Origin of the sequence: Serratia montpellierensis, from assembly GCF_020858655.1 — a bacterium.
Lineage (GTDB): Bacteria > Pseudomonadota > Gammaproteobacteria > Enterobacterales > Enterobacteriaceae > Serratia > Serratia montpellierensis.
In genome coordinates this window covers 31,159-52,453 of record NZ_VOSN01000013.1, presented here as the reverse complement: position 1 = coordinate 52,453, position 21,295 = coordinate 31,159, and the positions used below count along the sequence as shown (strand labels likewise).

18 protein-coding genes are annotated in these 21,295 nt (G+C 56.7%); 13 read left to right on the top strand and 5 right to left on the bottom strand.

Going from position 1 to position 21,295, the window contains the following annotated elements; translation table 11 throughout:
- Nucleotides 1–226: 226 nt before the first annotated feature.
- From FUU19_RS12110 to FUU19_RS12070, 9 genes are all read left to right on the top strand, one after another.
- Entirely contained in the window at nt 227–598 is a 372-nt protein-coding gene (locus FUU19_RS12110; RefSeq protein ID WP_197781509.1) for a hypothetical protein, read from the top strand.
- Between the two features lie 307 nt (nt 599–905).
- Nucleotides 906–3,011: a putative bifunctional diguanylate cyclase/phosphodiesterase gene (locus tag FUU19_RS12105; RefSeq protein ID WP_230489773.1), complete on the top strand. Its 2,106-nt coding sequence runs from the start codon at nt 906–908 to the stop codon at nt 3,009–3,011.
- 300 nt (nt 3,012–3,311) lie between these two features.
- The gene (locus tag FUU19_RS12100) at nt 3,312–4,661 is read left to right on the top strand and encodes a glycosyltransferase family protein (RefSeq protein ID WP_230489772.1); all 1,350 of its coding nucleotides are present in this window, start codon (nt 3,312–3,314) and stop codon (nt 4,659–4,661) included.
- A gap of 81 nt (nt 4,662–4,742) precedes the next feature.
- Nucleotides 4,743–6,020 (top strand): glycosyltransferase family 2 protein, encoded by a 1,278-nt coding sequence (locus FUU19_RS12095; RefSeq protein WP_202669480.1) that lies wholly within the window; start codon nt 4,743–4,745, stop codon nt 6,018–6,020.
- Nucleotides 6,020–7,468 (top strand): radical SAM protein, encoded by a 1,449-nt coding sequence (locus FUU19_RS12090; RefSeq protein ID WP_230489771.1) that lies wholly within the window; start codon nt 6,020–6,022, stop codon nt 7,466–7,468. The genes FUU19_RS12095 and FUU19_RS12090 overlap by 1 nt, the downstream gene beginning before the upstream one ends.
- A gap of 3 nt (nt 7,469–7,471) precedes the next feature.
- Complete coding sequence (locus FUU19_RS12085; protein ID WP_141972943.1) at nt 7,472–8,281, top strand: hypothetical protein; 810 nt, start codon at nt 7,472–7,474, stop codon at nt 8,279–8,281.
- Nucleotides 8,278–9,450: an MFS transporter gene (locus tag FUU19_RS12080; RefSeq protein ID WP_141968923.1), complete on the top strand. Its 1,173-nt coding sequence runs from the start codon at nt 8,278–8,280 to the stop codon at nt 9,448–9,450. The genes FUU19_RS12085 and FUU19_RS12080 overlap by 4 nt, the downstream gene beginning before the upstream one ends.
- Before the next feature lie 22 nt (nt 9,451–9,472).
- Entirely contained in the window at nt 9,473–10,285 is an 813-nt protein-coding gene (locus tag FUU19_RS12075; RefSeq protein ID WP_202669479.1) for a hypothetical protein, read from the top strand.
- A 211-nt stretch (nt 10,286–10,496) separates the two neighbouring features.
- On the top strand, nt 10,497–11,414 hold the full coding sequence (locus tag FUU19_RS12070; protein ID WP_230489767.1) for an ABC transporter substrate-binding protein: 918 nt from the start codon (nt 10,497–10,499) through the stop codon (nt 11,412–11,414).
- A 55-nt stretch (nt 11,415–11,469) separates the two neighbouring features.
- On the opposite strand, the gene FUU19_RS12065 is transcribed toward FUU19_RS12070, so the two are convergent.
- Complete coding sequence (locus FUU19_RS12065; protein WP_230489765.1) at nt 11,470–13,245, bottom strand: sigma-54-dependent Fis family transcriptional regulator; 1,776 nt, start codon at nt 13,243–13,245, stop codon at nt 11,470–11,472.
- 275 nt (nt 13,246–13,520) lie between these two features.
- On the opposite strand from FUU19_RS12065, the gene exaC reads away from it, so the two are divergent.
- A complete protein-coding gene (gene exaC, locus FUU19_RS12060; protein WP_110157812.1) occupies nt 13,521–15,041 on the top strand; it encodes an acetaldehyde dehydrogenase ExaC in 1,521 nt (506 codons plus the stop codon).
- A 52-nt stretch (nt 15,042–15,093) separates the two neighbouring features.
- Here the strand turns inward: exaC and adhP are convergent, their stop codons facing one another.
- Nucleotides 15,094–16,110, bottom strand: coding sequence for an alcohol dehydrogenase AdhP (gene adhP, locus FUU19_RS12055; protein ID WP_004928541.1), 1,017 nt, complete (start codon nt 16,108–16,110; stop codon nt 15,094–15,096).
- Nucleotides 16,111–16,380: 270 nt separating this feature from the next.
- Here adhP and FUU19_RS12050 point away from each other — a divergent pair, with 270 nt between their 5' ends.
- Nucleotides 16,381–16,581, top strand: a complete 201-nt coding sequence (locus FUU19_RS12050; RefSeq protein WP_141968931.1) for a hypothetical protein — start codon at nt 16,381–16,383, stop codon at nt 16,579–16,581.
- Nucleotides 16,582–16,646: 65 nt separating this feature from the next.
- Here the strand turns inward: FUU19_RS12050 and blh are convergent, their stop codons facing one another.
- Both blh and FUU19_RS12040 read right to left on the bottom strand, forming a co-directional pair.
- Entirely contained in the window at nt 16,647–17,936 is a 1,290-nt protein-coding gene (gene blh / locus FUU19_RS12045) for a bifunctional sulfur transferase/dioxygenase Blh (RefSeq protein ID WP_230489764.1), read from the bottom strand.
- A gap of 17 nt (nt 17,937–17,953) precedes the next feature.
- Nucleotides 17,954–18,739, bottom strand: a complete 786-nt coding sequence (locus FUU19_RS12040; protein WP_230489762.1) for a sulfite exporter TauE/SafE family protein — start codon at nt 18,737–18,739, stop codon at nt 17,954–17,956.
- Nucleotides 18,740–18,930: 191 nt separating this feature from the next.
- On the opposite strand from FUU19_RS12040, the gene FUU19_RS12035 reads away from it, so the two are divergent.
- Together FUU19_RS12035 and FUU19_RS12030 are read left to right on the top strand one after the other, a co-directional pair.
- Complete coding sequence (locus FUU19_RS12035) at nt 18,931–20,169, top strand: NAD(P)/FAD-dependent oxidoreductase (protein ID WP_197834236.1); 1,239 nt, start codon at nt 18,931–18,933, stop codon at nt 20,167–20,169.
- A 126-nt stretch (nt 20,170–20,295) separates the two neighbouring features.
- A complete protein-coding gene (locus FUU19_RS12030) occupies nt 20,296–20,589 on the top strand; it encodes an Rdx family protein (protein ID WP_004928553.1) in 294 nt (97 codons plus the stop codon).
- Nucleotides 20,590–20,611: 22 nt separating this feature from the next.
- Here the strand turns inward: FUU19_RS12030 and FUU19_RS12025 are convergent, their stop codons facing one another.
- The gene (locus tag FUU19_RS12025; protein ID WP_141968940.1) at nt 20,612–21,274 is read right to left on the bottom strand and encodes a CPBP family intramembrane glutamic endopeptidase; all 663 of its coding nucleotides are present in this window, start codon (nt 21,272–21,274) and stop codon (nt 20,612–20,614) included.
- Between the last annotated feature and the right edge of the window lie 21 nt (nt 21,275–21,295).

Genomic DNA, 21,295 nt, shown 5'->3' with positions numbered 1-21,295 from the left:
CCGGGATCCTGATAAGCGGCAAGAGAAGAATGAATGGATAAGCCATAACAACCCAGAAAAACGCAATACGCTAACTTCAATTTTCTATTAAGTTTCATTTTACGCTCCATGTTTATTTATACCCAGAAGAAAACTTACGTTTGAACCGCCCTGCGACCTCCCTTGATAGTGAAACAACAGATAGCGCATGCAGACCCGATACGGGCCGCATGAGAAGACATGCTGAGTGACGAAAACTTGTGCGGGCAGACAAGAGTATGCCGCCGCGCCTGGCACCTATGGCGCTGAGAGGCAAACAGGGGGCGAATGTACGTTTATCGGCGCCGTTACGCCGGAGCGGCTCGGCCATCTGGCCGGAGCGCGAGAATCAGACAGTGGGTGCATCTCGCTTAATCATCCAATTTTGTTAATGATTTTCATTCGCGAGGCTATCTTATACGTAAGCAAAGTGTCAACAGATGAAACAAAACATTTCTTGATTTACATCATGTATCTTCAGATAAGCCAACTGGGAAGGGGCGCAGGCGGCTGCTTAAACGTGCATAAAATGGCGTTTATCACCGTCTGGGCTGCGTTTTTTGTCAGCGTTACCGCATAGAACACGCTGAAGAGCGTTCGGGAGAGCATCATGGCGACTGAACATTTAGCCCTATAGAAACATCAAGAATGGTTAATTTTCACGACAACAACACGCCGTGGTCCGATCACTTATTTTTCGCTGCAATATAAGGGGGGCTTATAAATAACAGGAGTATTCCTAATGCGTTCACGCTGGATGTATTCCATGCTAGCGGGCTTATTTTTAGCCGCACCCGCTGGCTATTCCCAATTTCATTGGCAAGACTATATTGAAAGAAGCTCTGCTATAGAGCGAGAATATGGGTAATTTTCCGAGGAAAGGCCGCATGACCCTGTTGCCCAAGCAAACCAATAACAAAAATCCGATTGCTCTCTATAGCGAAATCGTAGACGACTTGCCCGGTCTGATTTGCTTCGGCAACCGCCTTGGCGGCTACTTTAATAAACAGTGGCGCGACTATACCGGCGCAATGACCGGTGAGCACGGCGCCGCTGACTGGCTCGATGCCCTTCACCCCGACGATCGCGAGCGGCTGGCGGCGCAATGGCGCCAGGCGATCGTGGCCCTCTCCTCGTTCGCCGGCGAGGCACGCCTGCGCGATCGCAGCGGCACCTACCGTTGGTTTATGCTGGCGTTTAACGCCCGGCAGGACGGCATGGCGCTGGAGCCCAGCTGGTACCTCACGGCGACCGACATCCATCCGCAAATGCTGCAGCGCCAGAAAAATGTTCAGACGCTCTCTATCCAGCAAGACATGCTGGACGCCAGCGTCGACTGCATCAAAGTGATCAATCACGACGGCACGCTGCGCCACATGAACCGTTCCGGCAGCCTGGCGCTCGGTCTTGATCCGGCGCAAAAAGAGTTTGGCATGCCCTGGCTGGGCCTGCTGTCACCCGAGATCCGGCGCCGCGGCCGCAAGGCGCTGCGCAGCGTCAGATCCGGAAAAAATGCGCGCTTCACGGGATTGAGCGTGACGCCGCAGGGTAAAAAACAGCATTGGGACAACATTCTCACGCCGGTCAGCGACGAACGCGGTACCGTGGCCGAGATCTTGTGCGTCTCGCGTGACGTGACTTCGCAACGCGTGATGGAACAACGTCTGTTGCTCGCCAGCGAATATGACGAATTGACCGGCCTGCCCAATCGGCGCTTATTCAAGAAGAAACTGAAGCAAGAGATGAAGCGCGCCCTGCACGGTAACAAGTCGCTCGGGCTGATGCTGCTGGATCTTGACCACTTCAAGCTGGTGAACGACACGCTGGGCCACGCGGCGGGCGATCATCTGCTGCGGGTTTTGGGCAAAAGGCTCAGCATCTGCATGAATACGCACTCGTTCGTCTCTCGCCTCGGCGGCGATGAGTTCGCCGTCGTGATCAGCGACGTCGAAAACGAGCAGGATATTTTCCGCATCGCCAACAAGTTTCTGCTGCAGCTGGAGACGCCGATCACTCACGGCGGCAAGACGCTGCATTGCGGCATGAGCATCGGTGGCGCCATCTATCCCAAAGACGCCCGCGACGCTTCGGAACTGATGAAATGCGCCGATACCGCGCTGTATGAGCTGAAAGACGGCGGCCGCGGCGGCGTCTATATGTTCGACCGTAAGATGATGGACAAGGCGCGCGCCCGCGCCAGCCAGCTCAACTACGCGCGCCAGATCGTGCGCGACAACTGCATCCGCCCCAGCTACCAACCGAAGGTCAGCCTCATCGACGGCAGCATCGTCGGCTTTGAAGCCTTACTGCGCTGGCACTGCCCGATCAACGGCGTGCAGCTGCCGGCGACGGTGAGCGAGGCGTTCAACGACTACGAGCTGGCGACCAAAATCAGCGAAGCCATGCAGCTGAAGGTCTTCGCCGATATCGCCCGCTGGCGCGCGGCCGGCGTGGCGGTGCGGCCCATCTCGCTGAACGTGTCGCCGATCGAGTTTTTACGCGACAACTACGCCGAAACTTTCCTGCAGCGCCTGCTGAAATTCAGCATTCCCCACCACCTGATCGAACTGGAAGTGACCGAGCACGCGTTCAACAAACACGGCTCGAAGTACGTGCTGCGCGCGTTGCAAATGCTCAAGGAGATGGGCATCCGCATCGCGCTGGACGACTTCGGCACCGGCCACTCCTCGTTCAGCCATATCATGGATTATCCGCTGGACTGCATTAAGCTGGACTGCGACTTCGTTCAACGTATGAATACCGAACCGGCGATCCTGGCGATCGTGGAAAGCATCGGCATCCTCGGTCAGAAGCTGTCGATCGATATCATCGCCGAGGGCGTGGAAACCGAGCAACAGCGGCAAACGCTGTGCGAAGCCGGTTTCCATATTGGCCAGGGTTTTCTGTTCAGCCGGGCGGTGGAATCCCAGCGCGTGCCCGAAATGCTGCAGGCGATACGACAACCCGCCAAAGGCGGTATAACGAATCGTTAAACCAGGCACCGCCTATTCTGTATTCGGGGGCTTTGCCCCCATATTTCCCACTGTTTTTTCACCACTCCCGCACCGAGATATTTGTGAGAACCCTCACAAAGCATAAACGTATCTTTACATTTTTGAACGGTTAAGCTTCCGTTCTGTCGGATTTGAGTGTATTCCAGAGCGTCAAAGCGATTTTTTTTCCACTCAATTGGGAACGTTACCGGAGACTTGTTAAAAAATAGTTAATCCAAATCAATGCACTACTCAATGGCAGGAGGTTCTGCGATGCACGCTAGGCAAGAGAAGAATGCAATGTTCATTTCGTTCGATGCCGTCTCGGTCTCAGGGATCACGGTAGAAGCAATGAAGATTGCCAAACGACTGCAAGCATGTGGATTTCGGTCATATCTTGATCTGGGATACGACATCAAGATTGATAAGGGAAACTTTAATAAATCCTATAGACATGAGCATGATATTTACCGGGATGTCTTTACGCTTGTCCGCCTGGACGGCATCACGTCGATTCCGGACTATCACCCCGCCTTTCTGGACTACGCACACGCGGCGCTGATCGGCCAGAAAACGCCCATTGACGATGAAGAAAAAGCCGGCTTGTTGCGCACTATTGCGCTGGCGGCACGGCAACTTGCGGATCGCCTCATCGCCCAATGGGAAGCGCTTGCGATCAGCCATGTGGTGGTGGAAAACGGCACGCTGCCGGAAAACATTATCTATACCAAGGCACTGTATCTTGCGATAGAAGACTATGGCCGACGCTATCAATTGACACGTTTCGTGATATGGCGCGATCATGACCTGATGTGGAACAGTGAAAAAAAGGTGCTCAAATACGGCCCCCCACCTTATTCTCACGCCATCAAACCTATCGCTTCAAAATACATTACCTATGTCACGCTCAATCACGATCTGAAGCAGAAGCTTGAGGCCTGGTGCAACCATGATGTCCATGTCGAGGTAAAGAAAAACACCTATGATTTCTCGGAAAGTCTCGAAAGGATAAACTTCAGAAAGCAGATTAATATAAGTGAAAATGACATTCTCATTGCCAGAACCACCCGTATAATCCCCCAGAAAAGATTAGACCGAGATATTGTACTGGTCAGCAGGCTTAACGCTTTATTTATACGTAACAACAACGTTCGCCGCGTCTATTTGGCGATCGCCGGCAATGAATATGAGGATCCATCATGTTATTTGCAGCTCGCCAAATTGGCGCAGGAACTGCAAGTTCTCCCCTACGTCAAATTTGTCGGCATGCTTCCCCATGCCAGTATGCGTTCGCAAAGTGATGCGCTTTGCATAGAAGATCTCTATTACTCCTGCGATTTGGTCTCTTTTCTCACCTCATATGACTATGACAGCTACGGCAATCCCATTGGCGAAGCGGTCAGCTGCCGGCGCTGCTATATCGCCACCAGCTACGAGTATTACCATGAGGTCTATGGCCAGCACGGCTTTGAAGCCCCTATCATGACGATCTCTGAGTTGCACGACGGTTTGCCAAGTGACGAATTCGTCGACGAACTCTATCAATTTATTAATAACAAAGAAAAAATGAGACGCGTAGCGGAAAACAATTTCACGCTGGGAAAACGAGTACTGTCAAACAACGTCATGGAATATTTAAATATTAGTTAAACGTCGATATCACTTGATGTGACACTTCACTTTCAGACAAGCCATTTCTAACTGTGGACTTTCATTAGCCCTGGAGGATTTATGCGTGATACTGTTTTTGTGTCTGTCGTACTGCCCGTTTATAATGAAAGCGACCGTATCGAGGCGGTTTTGCTTTCTCTATTCAATCAGAATACCAAGAATGAATTAATCACCCACGACACTTACGAGCTGATTATTGTCGATAATAACTCCACCGATGACTCCGTCGCTAAAATAAATGCTTTTAGTGAAAGACATCCGGTTATGGATATTCTTGTTATCGACGAGAAGGTACAGGGGGTCTCTTCGGCCAGAAAACGCGGTATGGATTATGCGTCGCTGCGATCCAAAGCCCGCGATAGCCGGCTGGGAAAAAAACGCAAGCACTATATCGTTTCCGCCGATGCCGATTGCACCGTGGATACATTTTGGCTTTACGAACTGGTGAATACCATGCTCGATCAACAAGGTGACCTGGGCACCTGCAACTATTACTACAACCCCGTAGATTTTGAGCAACGCCCCAACCTGTTCCGCGAGATCCAAAAAACGCTGCGTCTGCGCGAATTCTCATTCTCCCTGTTCGGCGGCTTCCCCGACGGCAAAGGGTTCGGGGTGGAGCGCAGCCTGTATGACGCGGTAGGCGGCATTGAAATCTTCTATCAGCTCAACAACGGTCGTTTTGTCGAGCACCTGTCCGACGACTGGGATTTCGGCATTAAGGTTATCGCCTACGGCGGCAAACCGGTTTACGCCCGGCATGCTTACGTTGAGATCAACAGCCGTCGGGTCGACACCCTCCTCGACGAGGTAATCAACGGCATCGCCTACGGCAAAGACGGCATCATTATCATGAAAGACGTCCGGCCGGACGTTGAGCGGCAGAAAACCGTACTGGCGGACGCCACACCGGCGGAGGCGAAACTGGCCTGGGATTACTCGGTCAAGGACTACACGCCCAAGAATATCTTACTGCCCGTGCTGCTCAACCCGTATCTGCTGTTGGAAAACAGCGAAGTGCGCGATTTCTTCTCCGGCCCGCTGGCCGACCGCCTCTACCGCCGCATTCACGAACTGAAACACGAGATGCGCATCATCGATTTCAAACCAATTCATGCCTACAAAACCCCCGCCTATCGGCTCTACCTTGAGTTTCGCGATGCGCTGTTTGCCGTCATGCGCCGCGCCGTCGGTGACGATATCGGTTTCCCGCCCACATTGCCGGCCTGTTTCGACGCGGTCAACGACGATGATTTCCCCCGCTTTGTTTATTACTTCTGTGAAGACCGCGAGTCCGGCGAAGCACATAACTATTTCGGTAATGGAGGGGTCTTCTGATGAATGACGAAGCCTTGCAATCGTTATTGGATATCGATGAAAACTACCCTACGCCGCAGGTGAACGCTTTCCTGGCGCAACCGCAAAACCGGGCCTTTCTGGAGTATGTGCATAAGGATCCGTTCGGCTGTCACGTGTTCCCCGGCGATATCGTCGACTATCCGCTGTCCGCGTTTTTTACCGACATGGAAGCCGACATTCGTCAGGCGGGCAAAATCCATCTCTGGGCCTATATCCCAACCTGCCGCTATCGCTGCCATTTTTGCCAGTACCCCACGGTGATACTCAATCCCAAGGCGCCCGCCTCTCAGGAGGTATTCCGCGATTTGGTCGACTTCAATATCAAAGAGGCTCGAATGTGGCTGGCGCGCGTGCCCAGCCTGGCCGAGGTGGAAATCGGCGAGTTCAACGTCTTCGGCGGCACGCCGTCCCTGCTGCCGGAGCCGGAACTACGCCGTATGATGGCCTTCTACTACAGCCACTTTAACTTCGCCAACGCCACCCTGCGTTTCGAAGGAGAGCCAGGCACCCTGAATAAAGCCTATCTGACGCTGTTGAAAGAGCTCGGCTTCAGCAAAATCAGCTTCGGTACCCAGTCCTTCAATGATGACATCATCACCGCCTGCGGGCGCATGCATTCGGCCGAGGAATGCGTGGAAACCATTTATCATGCGCGTGCACTCGGCATCGATTGGGTCAGCGTGGATCTCATCTATGGCATGCTGGGGCAAAGCGTGGACGACGTAAAATACGACATGGAAAAGACCCTTGCGCTGGATCTGTCACATGTCGTCTGCACCAAGCTGCACATGGATGAGTTTATTAAAAATCGCACCGGCGTCTCGGGCGAACGCGAAAGCCTGTGGCAGAAAAAGGGGCTGATCAGTGTCAATAACATGCGCTTCCCAGGATTGGGCAAGCAGTACCAAATGCGCGAACTGGTCGAAAGATACCTGAACGACGGCTATACCGAACACCCCACCATGTACTTTCACCGCAATGATCAACAACCGGAAAAGTGGAAGGCGCTGATCACCGATCTCGACAAACAGTATCCGGAAGTGGCGATCGGTTTGGGCGGCAGTTCCAAATCGACGCGATCCGAAGCCATCAACCTCACCGGTTACAAGAAATACAAGGACGCGCTCAACGAAGATCGGCTGCCCATCGAGGAAAGCCGCGGTTTCTCTCCGATCCAGCGCGAAGTGAACGCTTTCAAAATGGCGCTCTCCACCTTGCTGCCGGTGGACGATCGGGTGTTTAAACGGCGCTTTGACGGCAACAGTCTGTTTGCTAACCCGGTCATCCACCACACGTTGAAAACTTTGGTGGATAAAGCGTTGGTCACCGTCGATGGCCCGTGCGTCAGGCTAACGCCCATCGGCGTCACGCTGGTTGAAGCCATTATCAATACCCAATTTTCCGCAGAATTCCCCCATCAGGAGTGAATGATGACCACAACCGCCTCCAAACCTAAACCGGTATTCAGCTTCTATTACATCGGCATCGATACCGAAGCCGGCGTAACGCAACAACAGTTTGAAACCTTTGTCCGCGAAAAAGGCGTACATATCCCCTGTTATCCCGGCTGGCGCTGGACGTTGTTGCGCGGCCTGCGCGGCGAGCGCGTCGGGCAATACCTGATGCTGTACGAGATTGACAGCCCCGAGCAGCGCGATCGTTACGTTACCGCTACCGGACAGAGAACGGCGCAAGCGCACGAATTCTGGCGTCAGCATGCCGATGCGCAGGAAATCCTCGCCGAATGGCGAAAACTGGGCACCTACAGTCTGCTGCCGACGCTGTTCAGCGATTATCGTCTGCTGGCGGAGAATGAAAGAAGTGACGTGCCGAGTGGCCCGCGTTTTCAAGAACGGCCCGGAGAGGCACCCGAAGCACGCATTATCGGCATCCACAATCTGGCGCTGCGCGAGGGCGTGACGCCGGCGCAGTTCGAACGTTTTATCGCCGAGAATCACCATCGCATTGAAGATTATCCGGGCTGGAAGTTTCATTTGCTCAAGGGAGAGCGCGGCAATCGGCTCGACCAGTACGCGGTCATGATGGAAATCGCCAGCCTGGCGGCGCTGGACGTGTTCTACCCGGAACCCGACATCGCCACCGCCGAAGCGACAACCTTCGCCAAAGCGCATCGCGACACCAAACAGATGTATGAAGAGTGGAAGCAACTGGCGTCATTTTCCGGTTCGCCGCAAATTTATACCGACTATCTGTCCGTCGCACAGAGCCGATCGTCATGATGCTGCATTGGCTAACCGGTGAGGCCACGGAGAATCATCGCCGGCAAATCGCCACCCGAGCGATATTCTTCCTCGCCGGGTTGGGCATGGCCGCCTGGGCGCCGCTGATCCCTTTCGTAAAAGCACGGTTGGGCATCGATGACGGCACGCTCGGTTTGCTGCTGTTTTGCCTCGCCGCCGGCTCCATGGCGATCATGCCCTTCGCCGGTTATCTGATCGCCAAGCTGGGGTGCCGCACCGTGTTGCTGGGTGCAGGCGCCTTGCTGTGCATCGACTTGCCGTTGTTGGCGTTAATCGATGCTCCGCTGCTGATGGGGGCGGCATTGGGGGTATTTGGCGCCGTCAACGGCATCATGGATGTGGCGATGAACTCACAGGCGATAATCGTCGAGCGGGAGAGCGGCCAGGCGAAAATGTCCGGTTTTCACGGCTTCTACAGCCTTGGCGGCATTGCCGGCGCCGGCGGCGTCAGTCTGTTGCTGCTGGCGGGCCTCGCCCCGGCCCTGGCCATCGGCCTGATCGCCATTCTCATCGCGATCCTGTTGCCGATCGTCGCCGGCGACTTGCTCACGTACGGCGGCATCGGCGAACGGCGACGGGGCAGCGCGCGGTGGGCACTGGCCCACGGTAAGATCCTGTTTATCGCACTGCTCTGTTTCTTCGTGTTCCTGACCGAGGGGGCGATGCTCGACTGGTCGGCGTTATTCCTTCATGCCGAACGCGGCGTGGCCAAATCGCAGGCTGGGATGGGGTTCACGCTGTATGCCGTCGCCGTGGCTTGCGGGCGACTGTGTGGCGACCGGCTGATCGGCACCATCGGGCGCTACCGCACTCTGCTGTTCGGCAGCCTGTGCGCCGCAACGGGATTGCTGTTGACCGTCAGCGTCCCTCTGGCCTGGTCCGCCTTCGTCGGGCTGATGCTGGTCGGCCTGGGCATCGCCAACATCGTTCCCATTCTGTTCAACGCCGTCGGCAATCAAAAGCAGGTACCGCCTGGCCAGGCGTTTCCCGCCGTAACGCTGGTCGGTTATATCGGTTTATTAACCGGCCCGGCGCTGATCGGTTTTATCGCCAAGTACACCTCTCTGACTTTGGCTTTCGGTTGCACGCTGATCTGCCTGGTGCTGGTCAGCATCAGCGCCAGAGCCGTGACGCGCTCATCTCACTGATTCAATTTGCGAGGATCGTTAAATGAATGTATCAACAACGCCGGTTTTCTCCCTGCACTACGTGGGGATCAACCTGAAAAGAGGCATCGCCTCGGATCGCTTTGAGGATTTCGTTCGCCGCAAAGGCGTCGCCATCCCAGCCTACCCCGGCTGGCAATGGACGCTGCTGCGCGGCCTGCGCGGCGAACGTGAAAATCAGTACCTGATGGTTTATCAGGCTAAGGACGCCGCCACCTACGCACGCTATATCGACGGCAACGGCGAGCTGACCGATGAGGCGCACGCCTTTTGGCGGCAGCGCCCGGAGGCAGCTGCACTGATTGAGGAGTGGAAAACCTTCGCGACCTTCGCCGAACTGCCGACCCTTTACACCTGTTACAGCCTGGTGGCGGAGAATAGTCGCAGTTCGTTGCCTCCCGGCCCCAATTACCGCTACCAACCGGGACAGGAGCGCATTCAACGTGTCGTCGGCATTCATAACCTGGCGCTCAAAGCGCGTGTCTCGCCCCAGCGGTTTGAACGATTCATCACCGACAACATCCACCGCGTGCAAGACTACCCAGGCTGGAAGTTTCACCTGCTGAAGGGCCAGAGCGGCAACCGCCTGGACCAGTACGCGGTGATGCTGATCATTGAAAGCCTGGCGTCGCTCAACGCATTCCATCCAGATCTCGACGTCTCAACCGAGCAAGCGCTCAGGTTCGTGGCGGAGCATCAGGATACCGAACGGATGTACGACGAGTGGAAAACACTGGCGTCGTTCTCCGGCGCGCCGCAAATCTACACGGATTATCTGGCGATTGGCGGCAACGAGAATCACGCGCATCCGGCGTAAACCGAGTGGCGGCGTTGAGCGCCGCCGCCTTCACGGCCGTTGTTCGCCGAACGGCGCCCACAGAATGGTTCGTCCTCGATGTCTCAGCGCCGGCGGCGCATCATGATTTTTCCAAGATTGAATAGTTAATTTTATTCGTTCACAGACCTTTAGCCTTCAGAGATAGTGCAACGACCCAGTGAAAATTCTAATAATGAAGGTAATTAACATAATGATAGATAGCAAAAAGATGATAGTGATGGCGGCGCTGCTGAGTTTTTCCGCCGCTGCCGCGCCAGGGGTGGATATCGTCGCCAACGAAACCCCGATCCATACGGTGAAGAACGCCGAGGCGGTCGCCAAAATCCCCGCAGGTTTCAAGTTCGTGGAGCCCGGTACGCTGACGGTGGCCATTTCCCTGCTGGGCAGCGGCCCGCCGTTCGGCCTGTACGCGCGCGACAATAAAACGGTGATCGGCAGCGAGGCGGACATCGCGCGCCTGGTGGCCGACGGTTTGGGGTTGAAACTCAAGCTGGTGCCCACCTCGTGGGAAGACTGGCCGCTGGGGGTGGCCTCCGGCAAATATGACGCCGCGGTGTACAACATCACCGTGACCAATGAACGCAAGACCAAATTCGATTTCGCCACCTATCGCCAGGATACGCTGGGGTTCTACGTCAAATCCGACAGTAAAATCATCCAGATCAACACCGCGCCGGATATCGCCGGCAAAAAGATCATCGTCGATTCCGGCACCAATCAGGAAGCGGTGCTGCTGGCCTGGGACAAGGAGAACCGCGCCAAGGGACTGGCGCCGCTGCAACCGGTGTACGTCACCGACAAGGCCGCCTCCACGCTGGCCATTCAGTCCGGCCGCGCCGACGCCACCTTCGGCCCCAACGTCTCCGGCGCCTATCAGGCGCGGCTGACCGGCAAGACCCGGCTGGTGGGCATCGTGCCCGGCGGCTGGCCGAAGACCGCCAACATCGCCGTCACGCTGAAGAAAGGCAACGGCCTGGTGGACGCGGTGCAGGCTTCGATCAACGGCGCCATCGCCAACGGCAGCTATCTGCAGGTGCTGGATCGCTGGGCGGAAAGTGACGAAAAGATCGCCCATTCCGAGATTAACCCGCCGGGGCTGGGGGACTAAGGCGTGAACCGGCCCCGCATCGAGGGGCCGGCTATTGATGATCGGTCGTGACGTTTCATTCCGCTACCGCTTTCTGCCTTCCCAGCTTGCGGTACAGCGTGCTGCGCGAAACGCCGAGCGCCTTCGCCGCCCGGCTGAGATTGCCGCCCGCCGTGTCGATCGCCGCCTGCAGATCCTCCTGGTCGGTATCGGCATTCTCTTGGCGCGGCGCCAGCACCGCGATGGACTGCGGCAGATCGTCCAGAGTGAGCACCGCATGATCGTCCGCCAGCGCCAGCAGCACCTTGAGCGTACTCAACAGCTGCCGCACATTGCCGGGCCACGGGTAGCGCGCCAGCATCGCCAGCGCCTCCGGCAGCAGGCGAATGTCGCGCCGCTCGCCGCCCAGCTCTCGCCACAGCTGCAAAATGAAGGCTTCCAGCTGCGCCCGCTCTCTGAGCGGCGGAATGCGCAGGCTGTATTCCTGTATGCGGTACAGCAAATCCTCGCGAAATGCCCCCGCCTGTACCTGCCGATGCAGATCGTGGTGTGTGGCGCAGACCAGCGCGAAATCGACCGGATAAGCGCTGCGGCTGCCGAGCGGCGTGACCGTTTTTTCCTGTAACACCCGCAGCAGCCGCGTCTGCAGGCCCGCCGGCATGTCGCCGATTTCATCGAGGAACAGCACGCCGCCGTCCGCCTCGCGGATCTTGCCGATATACCCTTTCGGGTTGGCGCCGGTAAACGCCCCCGGGGCATAGCCGAACAGCTCGGACTCGATCAGCGGCTCAGGCAGCGCCGCGCAGTTGATCGCCACGAAGTTGCCGTTACGCCAGCGGCTCTCTTGAAACAGGTGTCGGCTGAAGTGCTCCTTGCCGCAGCCGGTTTCACCGGTCACGCACAGGGAAAGGCCGGCGTTGAGAATGCGCAGCGCTTTCTGATGCTGCTCGTCATGTCTTTGCGCCGGCGGTGCAGAACGCAGGGCGCTGACGCGGCGCTGCGGCGCCTCAAGCAGCGAATAATAATGCCGTTGATTGCCGGCCAGCGTCTGGTGCGGTGCGCCGGAGGGATGTCGCAGCAGGTCGGGGAAAAGCTGGGCGAACTCAACCGCGCCGAATGCGGCCGGTGAAAGCTGGAACTCCAGCATCGCCAGCCGATTGGCGGCGACCAGCACTTCGTCGTGAAACACCAGCAGCAGCTCCTGCGCGCTGCCCAGGCTCCCGGCGTCGGCGTGCAGGCGCAGCGTCCAGTGACGATCGGCGATCGCACTTCTGACCCAGCGGTGTTCGATATGTCGCACCGCCTGCATGATCAGACGCTGTGCATCGCGATACGGCCGCTGCGCGGGTGCGGAAAGATCCAATACCCCGGCAATGTGGCCATCCGGTCGGTAGATCGGCGCGGCGGTGCAGTTCAATCCGGCATTTTGATTGAGATAATGCTGGTCGCCGCGCACTTCGCAGAACGCGCCCAGCGCCAGCGCGGTGCCGATGGCGTTGGTGCCCCGCTCCGCTTCTCCCCACGGGTTGCCCGGCGCCAGCGCAAAGCGCGATGCCTTATGCAGAAAATCGGTGTTGCCGCGGGTTTCCAGCACCAGCCCGTCGGCGTCGGCAATGACCACAATGGCGGGCTGGCGCGTAATTTGCGCGCCCAGCTGCTCGATCAGCGGCTGCACCCGTTGCGGCACCCAGTCGTTGCGGCTGCGCCGCTCTTCGAGCAACCCGGCTTTGATGAACGAGATATGCTGGTCGGCGCGCGCCAGGCCGTAGCCCCGGCTGCGCTGCCAGGATTCCGCCAGCGGGTGGGTCAACAAACTGGCGCCCTCAGTGGGCAAGCGGTCGTCAGGCAACATGCGTTTCTCCCCCGTTCGCGAGTGTTGCAAATATGTATCACAGATGTGTACCAGGCGTTGCGACACGGGACACAAAAAATCATCGCCGGCGGTGGAGTCGCTCGATTCGCCAAGCCACATTCGTTTTTAACACTCTAATAAGTAAGATCTTTTAACGAGCGCCTTCGCCATGCATCAATCTGGCACGGGGCGTGCTTCTCCCTGCTGCGGCGGCATGCCGCACTCACAGGCGCAGCGCAATAGCGCCGGTTATCATCTGCAGAGAGGTGCTTCACATGAAATATGTCCACCCCGGTTTGCCTGGCTCGCTGGTCTCGTTTCGCAAACGCTATGGCAACTACATTGGCGGCAAATTCGTCGAACCGGTATCCGGCAACTACTTCACCAACACCTCGCCGGTGACCGGCCAGCCGATCGCCGAATTCCCGCGTTCCGACGCCAAAGACATCGAACTGGCGCTCGACGCGGCGCATGCGGCGGCGGACGCCTGGGGCAAAACCAGCGTGCAGGAGCGCTCCAACGTGCTGCTGGCGATCGCCGATCGCATCGAGTCGCGGCTGGAGATGCTGGCGCTGACCGAAACCTGGGACAACGGCAAACCGATCCGCGAAACCCTGAATGCCGATCTGCCGCTGGCGGTCGACCATTTCCGCTACTTCGCCGGTTGCCTGCGCGCGCAGGAAGGCACCGCGGCAGAGATAGACCAGAACACCGTGGCCTACCATATCTATGAGCCGCTGGGCGTAGTCGGCCAGATCATTCCGTGGAACTTCCCGCTGCTGATGGCCGCCTGGAAACTGGCGCCGGCGCTGGCGGGCGGTAACTGCGTGGTGCTGAAACCGGCGGAGCAGACCCCGCTCGGCATCAGCGTGCTGATGGAAGAGATTGGCGACCTGCTGCCGCCGGGCGTGCTCAACGTGGTGCAAGGCTTCGGCGCCGAGGCCGGCGAAGCGCTGGCGCGCAGCAAACGCATCGAGAAGATCGCGTTCACCGGTTCCACACCGGTCGGCCGCCACATCCTCGCCTGTGCGGCAGAGAACATCATCCCCAGCACCGTCGAGCTGGGCGGAAAATCGCCGAACATCTATTTTGAAGACATCATGCAGGCGGAGCCGGAGTTTATCGACAAGGCGGTTGAGGGGCTGGTGCTCGGCTTCTTCAACCAGGGTGAGGTATGCACCTGCCCTTCACGCGCGTTGATCCAGGAATCCATCTACCCGCAGTTTATGGAGAAAGTGCTGGCACGCATCGCCACCATCCGCCAGGGCGATCCCTTCGATACCGAGACCATGATCGGTGCCCAGGCGTCAAAACAGCAGTATGACAAGATCCTGTCCTACATCGACATCGCTAAAAACGAGGGAGGAAAAATCGTGGTGGGTGGCGAACCCGCCCAGCGTGGCGACGAAGTGCAAAACGGGTTCTACCTGCAGCCGACGTTGATTACCGGCAATAACAGCATGCGTTTCTTCCGCGAGGAGATCTTCGGGCCGGTGATTGGCGTCACCACCTTCAAGGATGAGGCTGAGGCTCTGGCGCTGGCCAACGACACCGAGTTCGGGCTGGGCGCCGGGCTGTGGACCCGCGACATCAATCGCGCCTATCGCATGGGCCGCGCGATCAAAGCCGGGCGCGTGTGGACCAACTGCTATCACCTGTACCCGGCGCACGCCGCGTTCGGCGGCTACAAGAACTCCGGTATCGGGCGTGAAACCCACAAGGCGGCGCTGTCGCACTATCAGCAGGTGAAAAACCTGCTGGTCAGCTACGACGCCAAACCGCTGGGCCTGTTCTGAACCGGGCATAACAACAAGAAGGCCACCCGCGGGTGGCCTTTTTTAGCGATGCTTATTTCGCCATGCCGAGATCGATCACCATGCGACCGCGGATGGTGCCCGCCTTCATCTCGTCGAAGATGGCATTGATATCGCCCAATGGTCGTTTAGTCACTTTCGGCGTCACTTTGCCTTCGGCGGCGAACTGGAACGCCTCTTTCAGATCTTCGCGCGTGCCCACCAGCGAACCCACCACCTGAATGCCGTCCAGCACCAGGCGCGGAATGCTCAGATCCATGCTCTCCGGCGGCAGCCCCACCGCCACCACTTTACCGCCGGCGCGCACCGCATTGACCGCCGAGTTGAAGGCGGCTTTCGCCACCGCCGTCACCACCGCCGCGTGAGCGCCGCCGGTTTGCTGCTGAATGATCTCCTCCGCATTTTGCGTTTTGGAGTTGATGGTCAGATCGGCGCCGATCTGTTTGGCGAATTCCAATTGGCCATCGTTGACGTCGATGGCGATCACTTTGGCGTTAAACACGTTCTTGGCGTACTGCAACGCCAGGTTGCCTAGACCGCCCAGACCATAGATGGCGATCCACTGCCCCGGCTTGATATCGGAAATTTTCACCGCCTTGTAGGTGGTAACCCCGGCGCAGGTGATGCTGCTGGCGGCGAAAGAATCGAGCCCGTCCGGCACTTTCACCGCGTAGTCCGCCACCACGATGCACTCTTCCGCCATGCCGCCGTCAACGCTGTAGCCGGCGTTCTTCACCGAACGGCACAGGGTTTCGTTGCCACTGACGCAGTATTCGCAATGGCCGCAGCCCTGGTAAAACCAGGCGACGCTGGCGCGGTCACCCACTTTTAACGAGGTGACGCCCTCACCGACGGCGGAGACCACGCCGATACCCTCATGCCCCAACGTAATGCCCGGCACCTCGCCGAAATCGCCGTTTTTCACGTGCAAGTCGGTGTGGCACACCCCGCAACACTCCATTTTCAACGCCGCCTCGCCGTGCTTCAGCGGGCGCAGCACTTTATCCTGAATGTCTACGGTATGGTTTTTCGTCACTACGGCAGCTTTCATGGTGTTTTCCTTAGCAGAATGGGAAGTACAGTTGTTAATGTAGTGACTGTATTCAGTGAGGGCAAGCGCCGCGTGTTTTGTGTAAAAACAAATAATTAAATATGAATCAGCATGATTATTTCATAAAAAACAATTAACAGACGGCGCGATCTCATTCGGATTGACAGCCGCCCCGGCGGCGGCGGATGATAAAAAAAAGGGTCAGGTCGCCTACGTGTCATCAACGAGACACGATCGGACCACCAACGCAAAATGAAGGGGCAACTGCACATGTTCTCCAAAATACAGTTCCGCTGGTGGAGCGCGCCACTGGCGGTACTGCTTACCGTTGCGCTCTTTATGGCGCTGGATAGCTGGGGCCTACCCCTGGGGGGGAGTGGCTTGTTGCGTTCGCTGCTCGTGAGCGGCGTCTGCGTTATTTTGCTGTATGGCATCAACCGGATCGCCGCAAAACAAACATCCAACCGCTGACACCACGCCCCTGCTGCCGGCGCCGATGATTTCTGTCTATTCCGCCTGAAATTTTGCTGTTTGACTCATGCCTTGAATCGATTAACAGGAATTTTGAGGTAGTGCTGCCCGTCATCTTCGCAATCAGGCAGAACGCCGCCGCGAATATTGACCTGCAGCGCCATCAGCATGAGTTCCGGGTGCGGCAGCGTCGCGTCCCGCTGCGTTCTTTGCGCAATAAACCGGGATTTATCCATGTTGACCACCCAGGGATTGTTCTCGCGCTGCTCTCTCACGGTGCTTTCCCAGCGGGCCTCACGCCCCGCCGGGCGGTAATCATGGCCGGTAAACAGGCGGGTATCCGCCGGCAGGCTCAAGATCCGCTGCAATGAATCCCACAAGGCCTCCGCATTGCCGCCAGGGAAATCGGCCCTTGCCGTGCCGCTGTCCGGCATGAAAAACGTATCGTGGATAAACGCCGCATCCGCAATGTAGTAAGTGACGGACGCCAGCGTGTGCCCGGGAGACAGTAAAACTTCAGCGCGCAGGTTGCCGATAAAAAAGACGTCCCCATCTGCAAACAGCGCATCCCAGACGGTATTGGCGGCAGGCAGGTCTTTTAAATTATAGATCTCTTCCCATATCTCCCGCACGGCGGTAATTTTTTCACCGATGCCGATGAAGGCGCCGGTTTTCTGCGCCAGCCAGGTGGCGGCCGAAAAATGATCGGCGTGCGGGTGCGTATCCAACACCCAGGCCACACCCCACCCCCGCTGACGGATAAAATTCAGAATATCGTTGGCCTGTTGATGCGAGACCGTGCCCGATCGGCGGTCAAAATCCAGCACCGGGTCGATAATCGCACAGCGGCGCGCCTCGGGATCGGCAACCACATACTGCAGGCTGCCGCTTTCCGGCTCATAAAACGCGTGAACCTCCGCAGTGGCCCGCACGGACCGATGCTTGCCATACCAGCCAAGCGCCTTATCGGCGTCCGCGCCGTATTCGTCGCATTGGCGGCGAAATTGCGCTTCATCTATCTGACCTTCGCGCAGCGCATACAGCAGGGAAAGGCCGGCAGAGCGAGCCCCGCTTCTGCAGTGCGCCAAAGTCTTCTCGCCTTGTCGCAGCAAAAACTGGAAGGTGTAAACGGTCTCCCAGGTCAGCGTATCGAACGTATAAGGAAGATAGACGTAACGCATCCCCTCTTGTTCAGCCAACGCTTTCTCTTGCTGATGGTCAAGATACTCCCCCGGTTCTTCGTCCGGCCGATTGTTGACGATAAGGCGGTAGCCCTGTTGAGACAGCGCCTTGAAATCACGCGCTTCAGGCGCGCCCGAAAAGGAGAGCTGAGGGTGGTAAGTGCGGATGTGCATGTTTTTTTCCTTCCGTTTCATAGGCTTTTAAATAACATATACAGGGCCAGCGCCAGGAGCATAAGGGCATAGAGCACATTGATGATGTCCTCGCGTTTTTTCAGGCGCTCGGCGAGCGCTACCCCCACCACGCCGCCCAGAACACCGCCGACGATGAGCCAGCACGTAATCGCGATCGAGACCTTTCCGGACATGGCATAGCTGGCGCTGGTCGACAGCCCCATGGCCGCCACGACCACCAGTGAGGTTGCTACCGCTTCAACCATCGAGAAGCGGAAAAACCAGACCAGCGCCGGCACAACCAAAAATCCGCCGCCGATGCCCAGAAAGCCCGCCAGCCCGCCCAGGGCCAGGATGCTGGGCCATACGATGGCGGGATGAATGGCAACATGGGGGGACGGCAAGGGGGACCCTGCAAGGTGATTTCTTTTCAGCGTCAATCCGGCGACAACCAGCATCAACACGGAGAACGGCAGGGTTAAGTAGTGCCCGTCCGTGATTTTTCCCATCTGAGATCCCGCCAGCGCGCCCATGACAGCAACCAGCGAAACGACAAGCCCGGTCTGCCACCTGACGTTGCCTTTGGCAGCGTGCGCTGCCAGGTTGATCAGCGCGTTAATGGCTACCGACATGGCGCTGGTTCCTATAATCAAATGCGTATCCGGCACTTTCACCATATACAGCAATAACGGCACGCAGACGATTGATCCGCCGCCGCCGGTCAGGGCCAGGAGGAATCCCACAATTCCCCCGGTGACCACTAACAGCATCACGATATAAAAACTGAAATGGAAAAAATCCACTGCGCTAATCCCTTAATGATGCTCATGCCATTTATTAACGATCAGTTACCCAGCAATGTCAAATAACTTATTTCGATTGGTTATTACATATAGCAAAATGGAATATGTGATTTTTTATATAACCACAAGTTCTATGAATTCGCTTTTAATCTGGGCGACAACCCCCTACTTTCTTATGAAAGGAGGCCTGCATGAAACCAGAAAAAATAAATACCCAGAAAAGCGTCGTTGTTATTGGCGGCGGCTCATCCGGAATAGGTATCGCGGCAAGCATAAGGAAGCGAGTTAAAGGCATCGATATAACGGTCGTGGAGCCCAACGACTGTCATTATTATCAACCGGCGTGGACCCTGGTGGGCGGCGGGCTCTTTGATATCAATAAAACGCGGCGTTCCCTGCGCGCTGTCCTGCCCTCAGGAACCGCATGGGTACAGGATAGCGTTGTCAGGGTTGAGCCCAGTCAAAAATACGTCGAGACCCGCCAAGGACAGAAAATAAACTATGACTTTCTTATTGTTGCGTGTGGCCTCATTTTACGCTGGGATAAAATAGAGGGGCTTGAAGAAACCCTGGGATTAAACGGCGTCACCTCTAATTATCGCTTTGACCTTGCCGAATATACCTGGCAACTGGTCCGGGAAATGAAAGGCGGCCAGGCGATATTTTCTCAACCGACGCTACCCATAAAATGCGCCGGCGCACCGCAAAAAGCCTTGTATTTGTCATGCGATCACTGGCGCCGCCAAGGCATCCTGAATAATATTAACGTCAATTTCTGCCTTGCGGGCACGGCGGTTTTCGGCATTCCACAATTTATCCCCCCGTTGACCGAGTATTTGGGAAAATACCGTGCACAGGTCAATTTCAATCATAATTTAATCCGCGTTGATGGCAAGAATCGGCAAGCGACATTTGCCGTAGAGACAAATGAAGAAGGAAAACGCGAGTTAACCCTGCCCTTCGATATGCTCCACGTCGTACCGCCGCAATCGGCCCCGGCGTTTATTTCGCAAAGCGGGCTCGCGGAAGGATCCGGCTGGTGCGATGTGGATAAATTGACGCTGCAGCATAAGCATTGGCCGGATATTTTTGCGGTAGGCGACTGTTGCTCAACGCCAAACGCCAAAACCCTGGCGGCAGCCAGAAAGCAGGTGGTGGTGGTGGCGGAAAACGTCGCGGCGCTGATTCATGGCGCGCCTCTCACTGCCCATTATGATGGTTATGGCTCCTGTCCATTGACGGTTGAGAAAGGCAAAGTTGTGCTGGCGGAGTTTGGCTATGACGGTAAATTGCTGCCCACGTTTCCCCTGCTCGACGCAACCCAGCCCAGCCGTCTGGCCTGGTGGCTGAAAGCCTGGTTTTTACCCCGGTTTTATTGGGCGGGCATGCTGCGTGGGGTTGAATGGTTTGCCGGAAGCAAGCGGCCGTGACGCACACTCGGCCCCCTCGTCGTTCTGGCCTCAGCAGACGCTTGACTATTTGGCGAGACAACGCCACCATCGCTTGCAGGTCCATCAGGCTGATTGCGAGCCGTTACCACTACCGGTCGATCATCGATGAAAAATGCCCCCGCAGTGACGATCCACTACTGTTCACAATGCAACTGGCTGCTGCGCGCCGGCTGGATGGCGCAAGAGCTGCTCAATACCTTCGGCGACGATCTCGCCTCCGTCACCCTGATGCCGGGCACCGGCGGGGTCTATCAAATCAGCGTCGATGGCGTGATGATTTGGGATCGCAAAATTGACGGCGGCTTCCCCGATGCGGCGCAACTGAAGCAGCGGCTGCGCGATCACAGCTTCCCCGATCGCTCTCTCGGCCACAGCGACGGTAAAAAAGCCAGGCACTGAACATCCGGCGGCAAGCACAGCTTCAATTTAACGCATAGCTGGCCGCCATCACGACGCCATTCATGGTCATATGCAGCCCAATGGGCAAATAGATCCCTTTGGATCTCACCCTGGCGGCCGTTAACACCAACGAGATGAGCACCAGGGCTGCTAATGTGCGCCAATCGGTGTACTGGGTATGCAAAACGGCAAAGATGACAGACACCGTTAACGCGGCCCAAAGCACCTTATCGTTAAACCAATACATCAGTGCGTTAAACAAACAGCCGCGAAATACGATCTCTTCATAGACGGGGACGACGAAAACCAACAAAGCGGCATTGAGCGCCAAAATCTCGCCGGGCAATGCCACCTGCTCCATCACCCAGGTTTCCGTTTTTTCCACGCCCATCAAACGCGGGAAAATAAACTGAATCACCAACAGCGCGAACAGCAGCAGCGCAAAATCGTTGCGTTTAACCTCGCCTTTGCCCAATCCTTCTCTACGGCGGAAAAAAAGCAGGTATAACGAAAAGATAGCGACAAATTCCATTCCGTACAGCAACGGCAGCAATAGCCCTTGTCGCATCAAGGCGGCTCTGTTCTCTATGAACAACGGAATAAATGTAATCAGGAACATCAGCAAAAACATGGAAAAGCAGCCATTAACGGCTCGCGTTCTCGTGATAAACGCATTGTCGACCATATAACCATCCTTAGTTTTGAG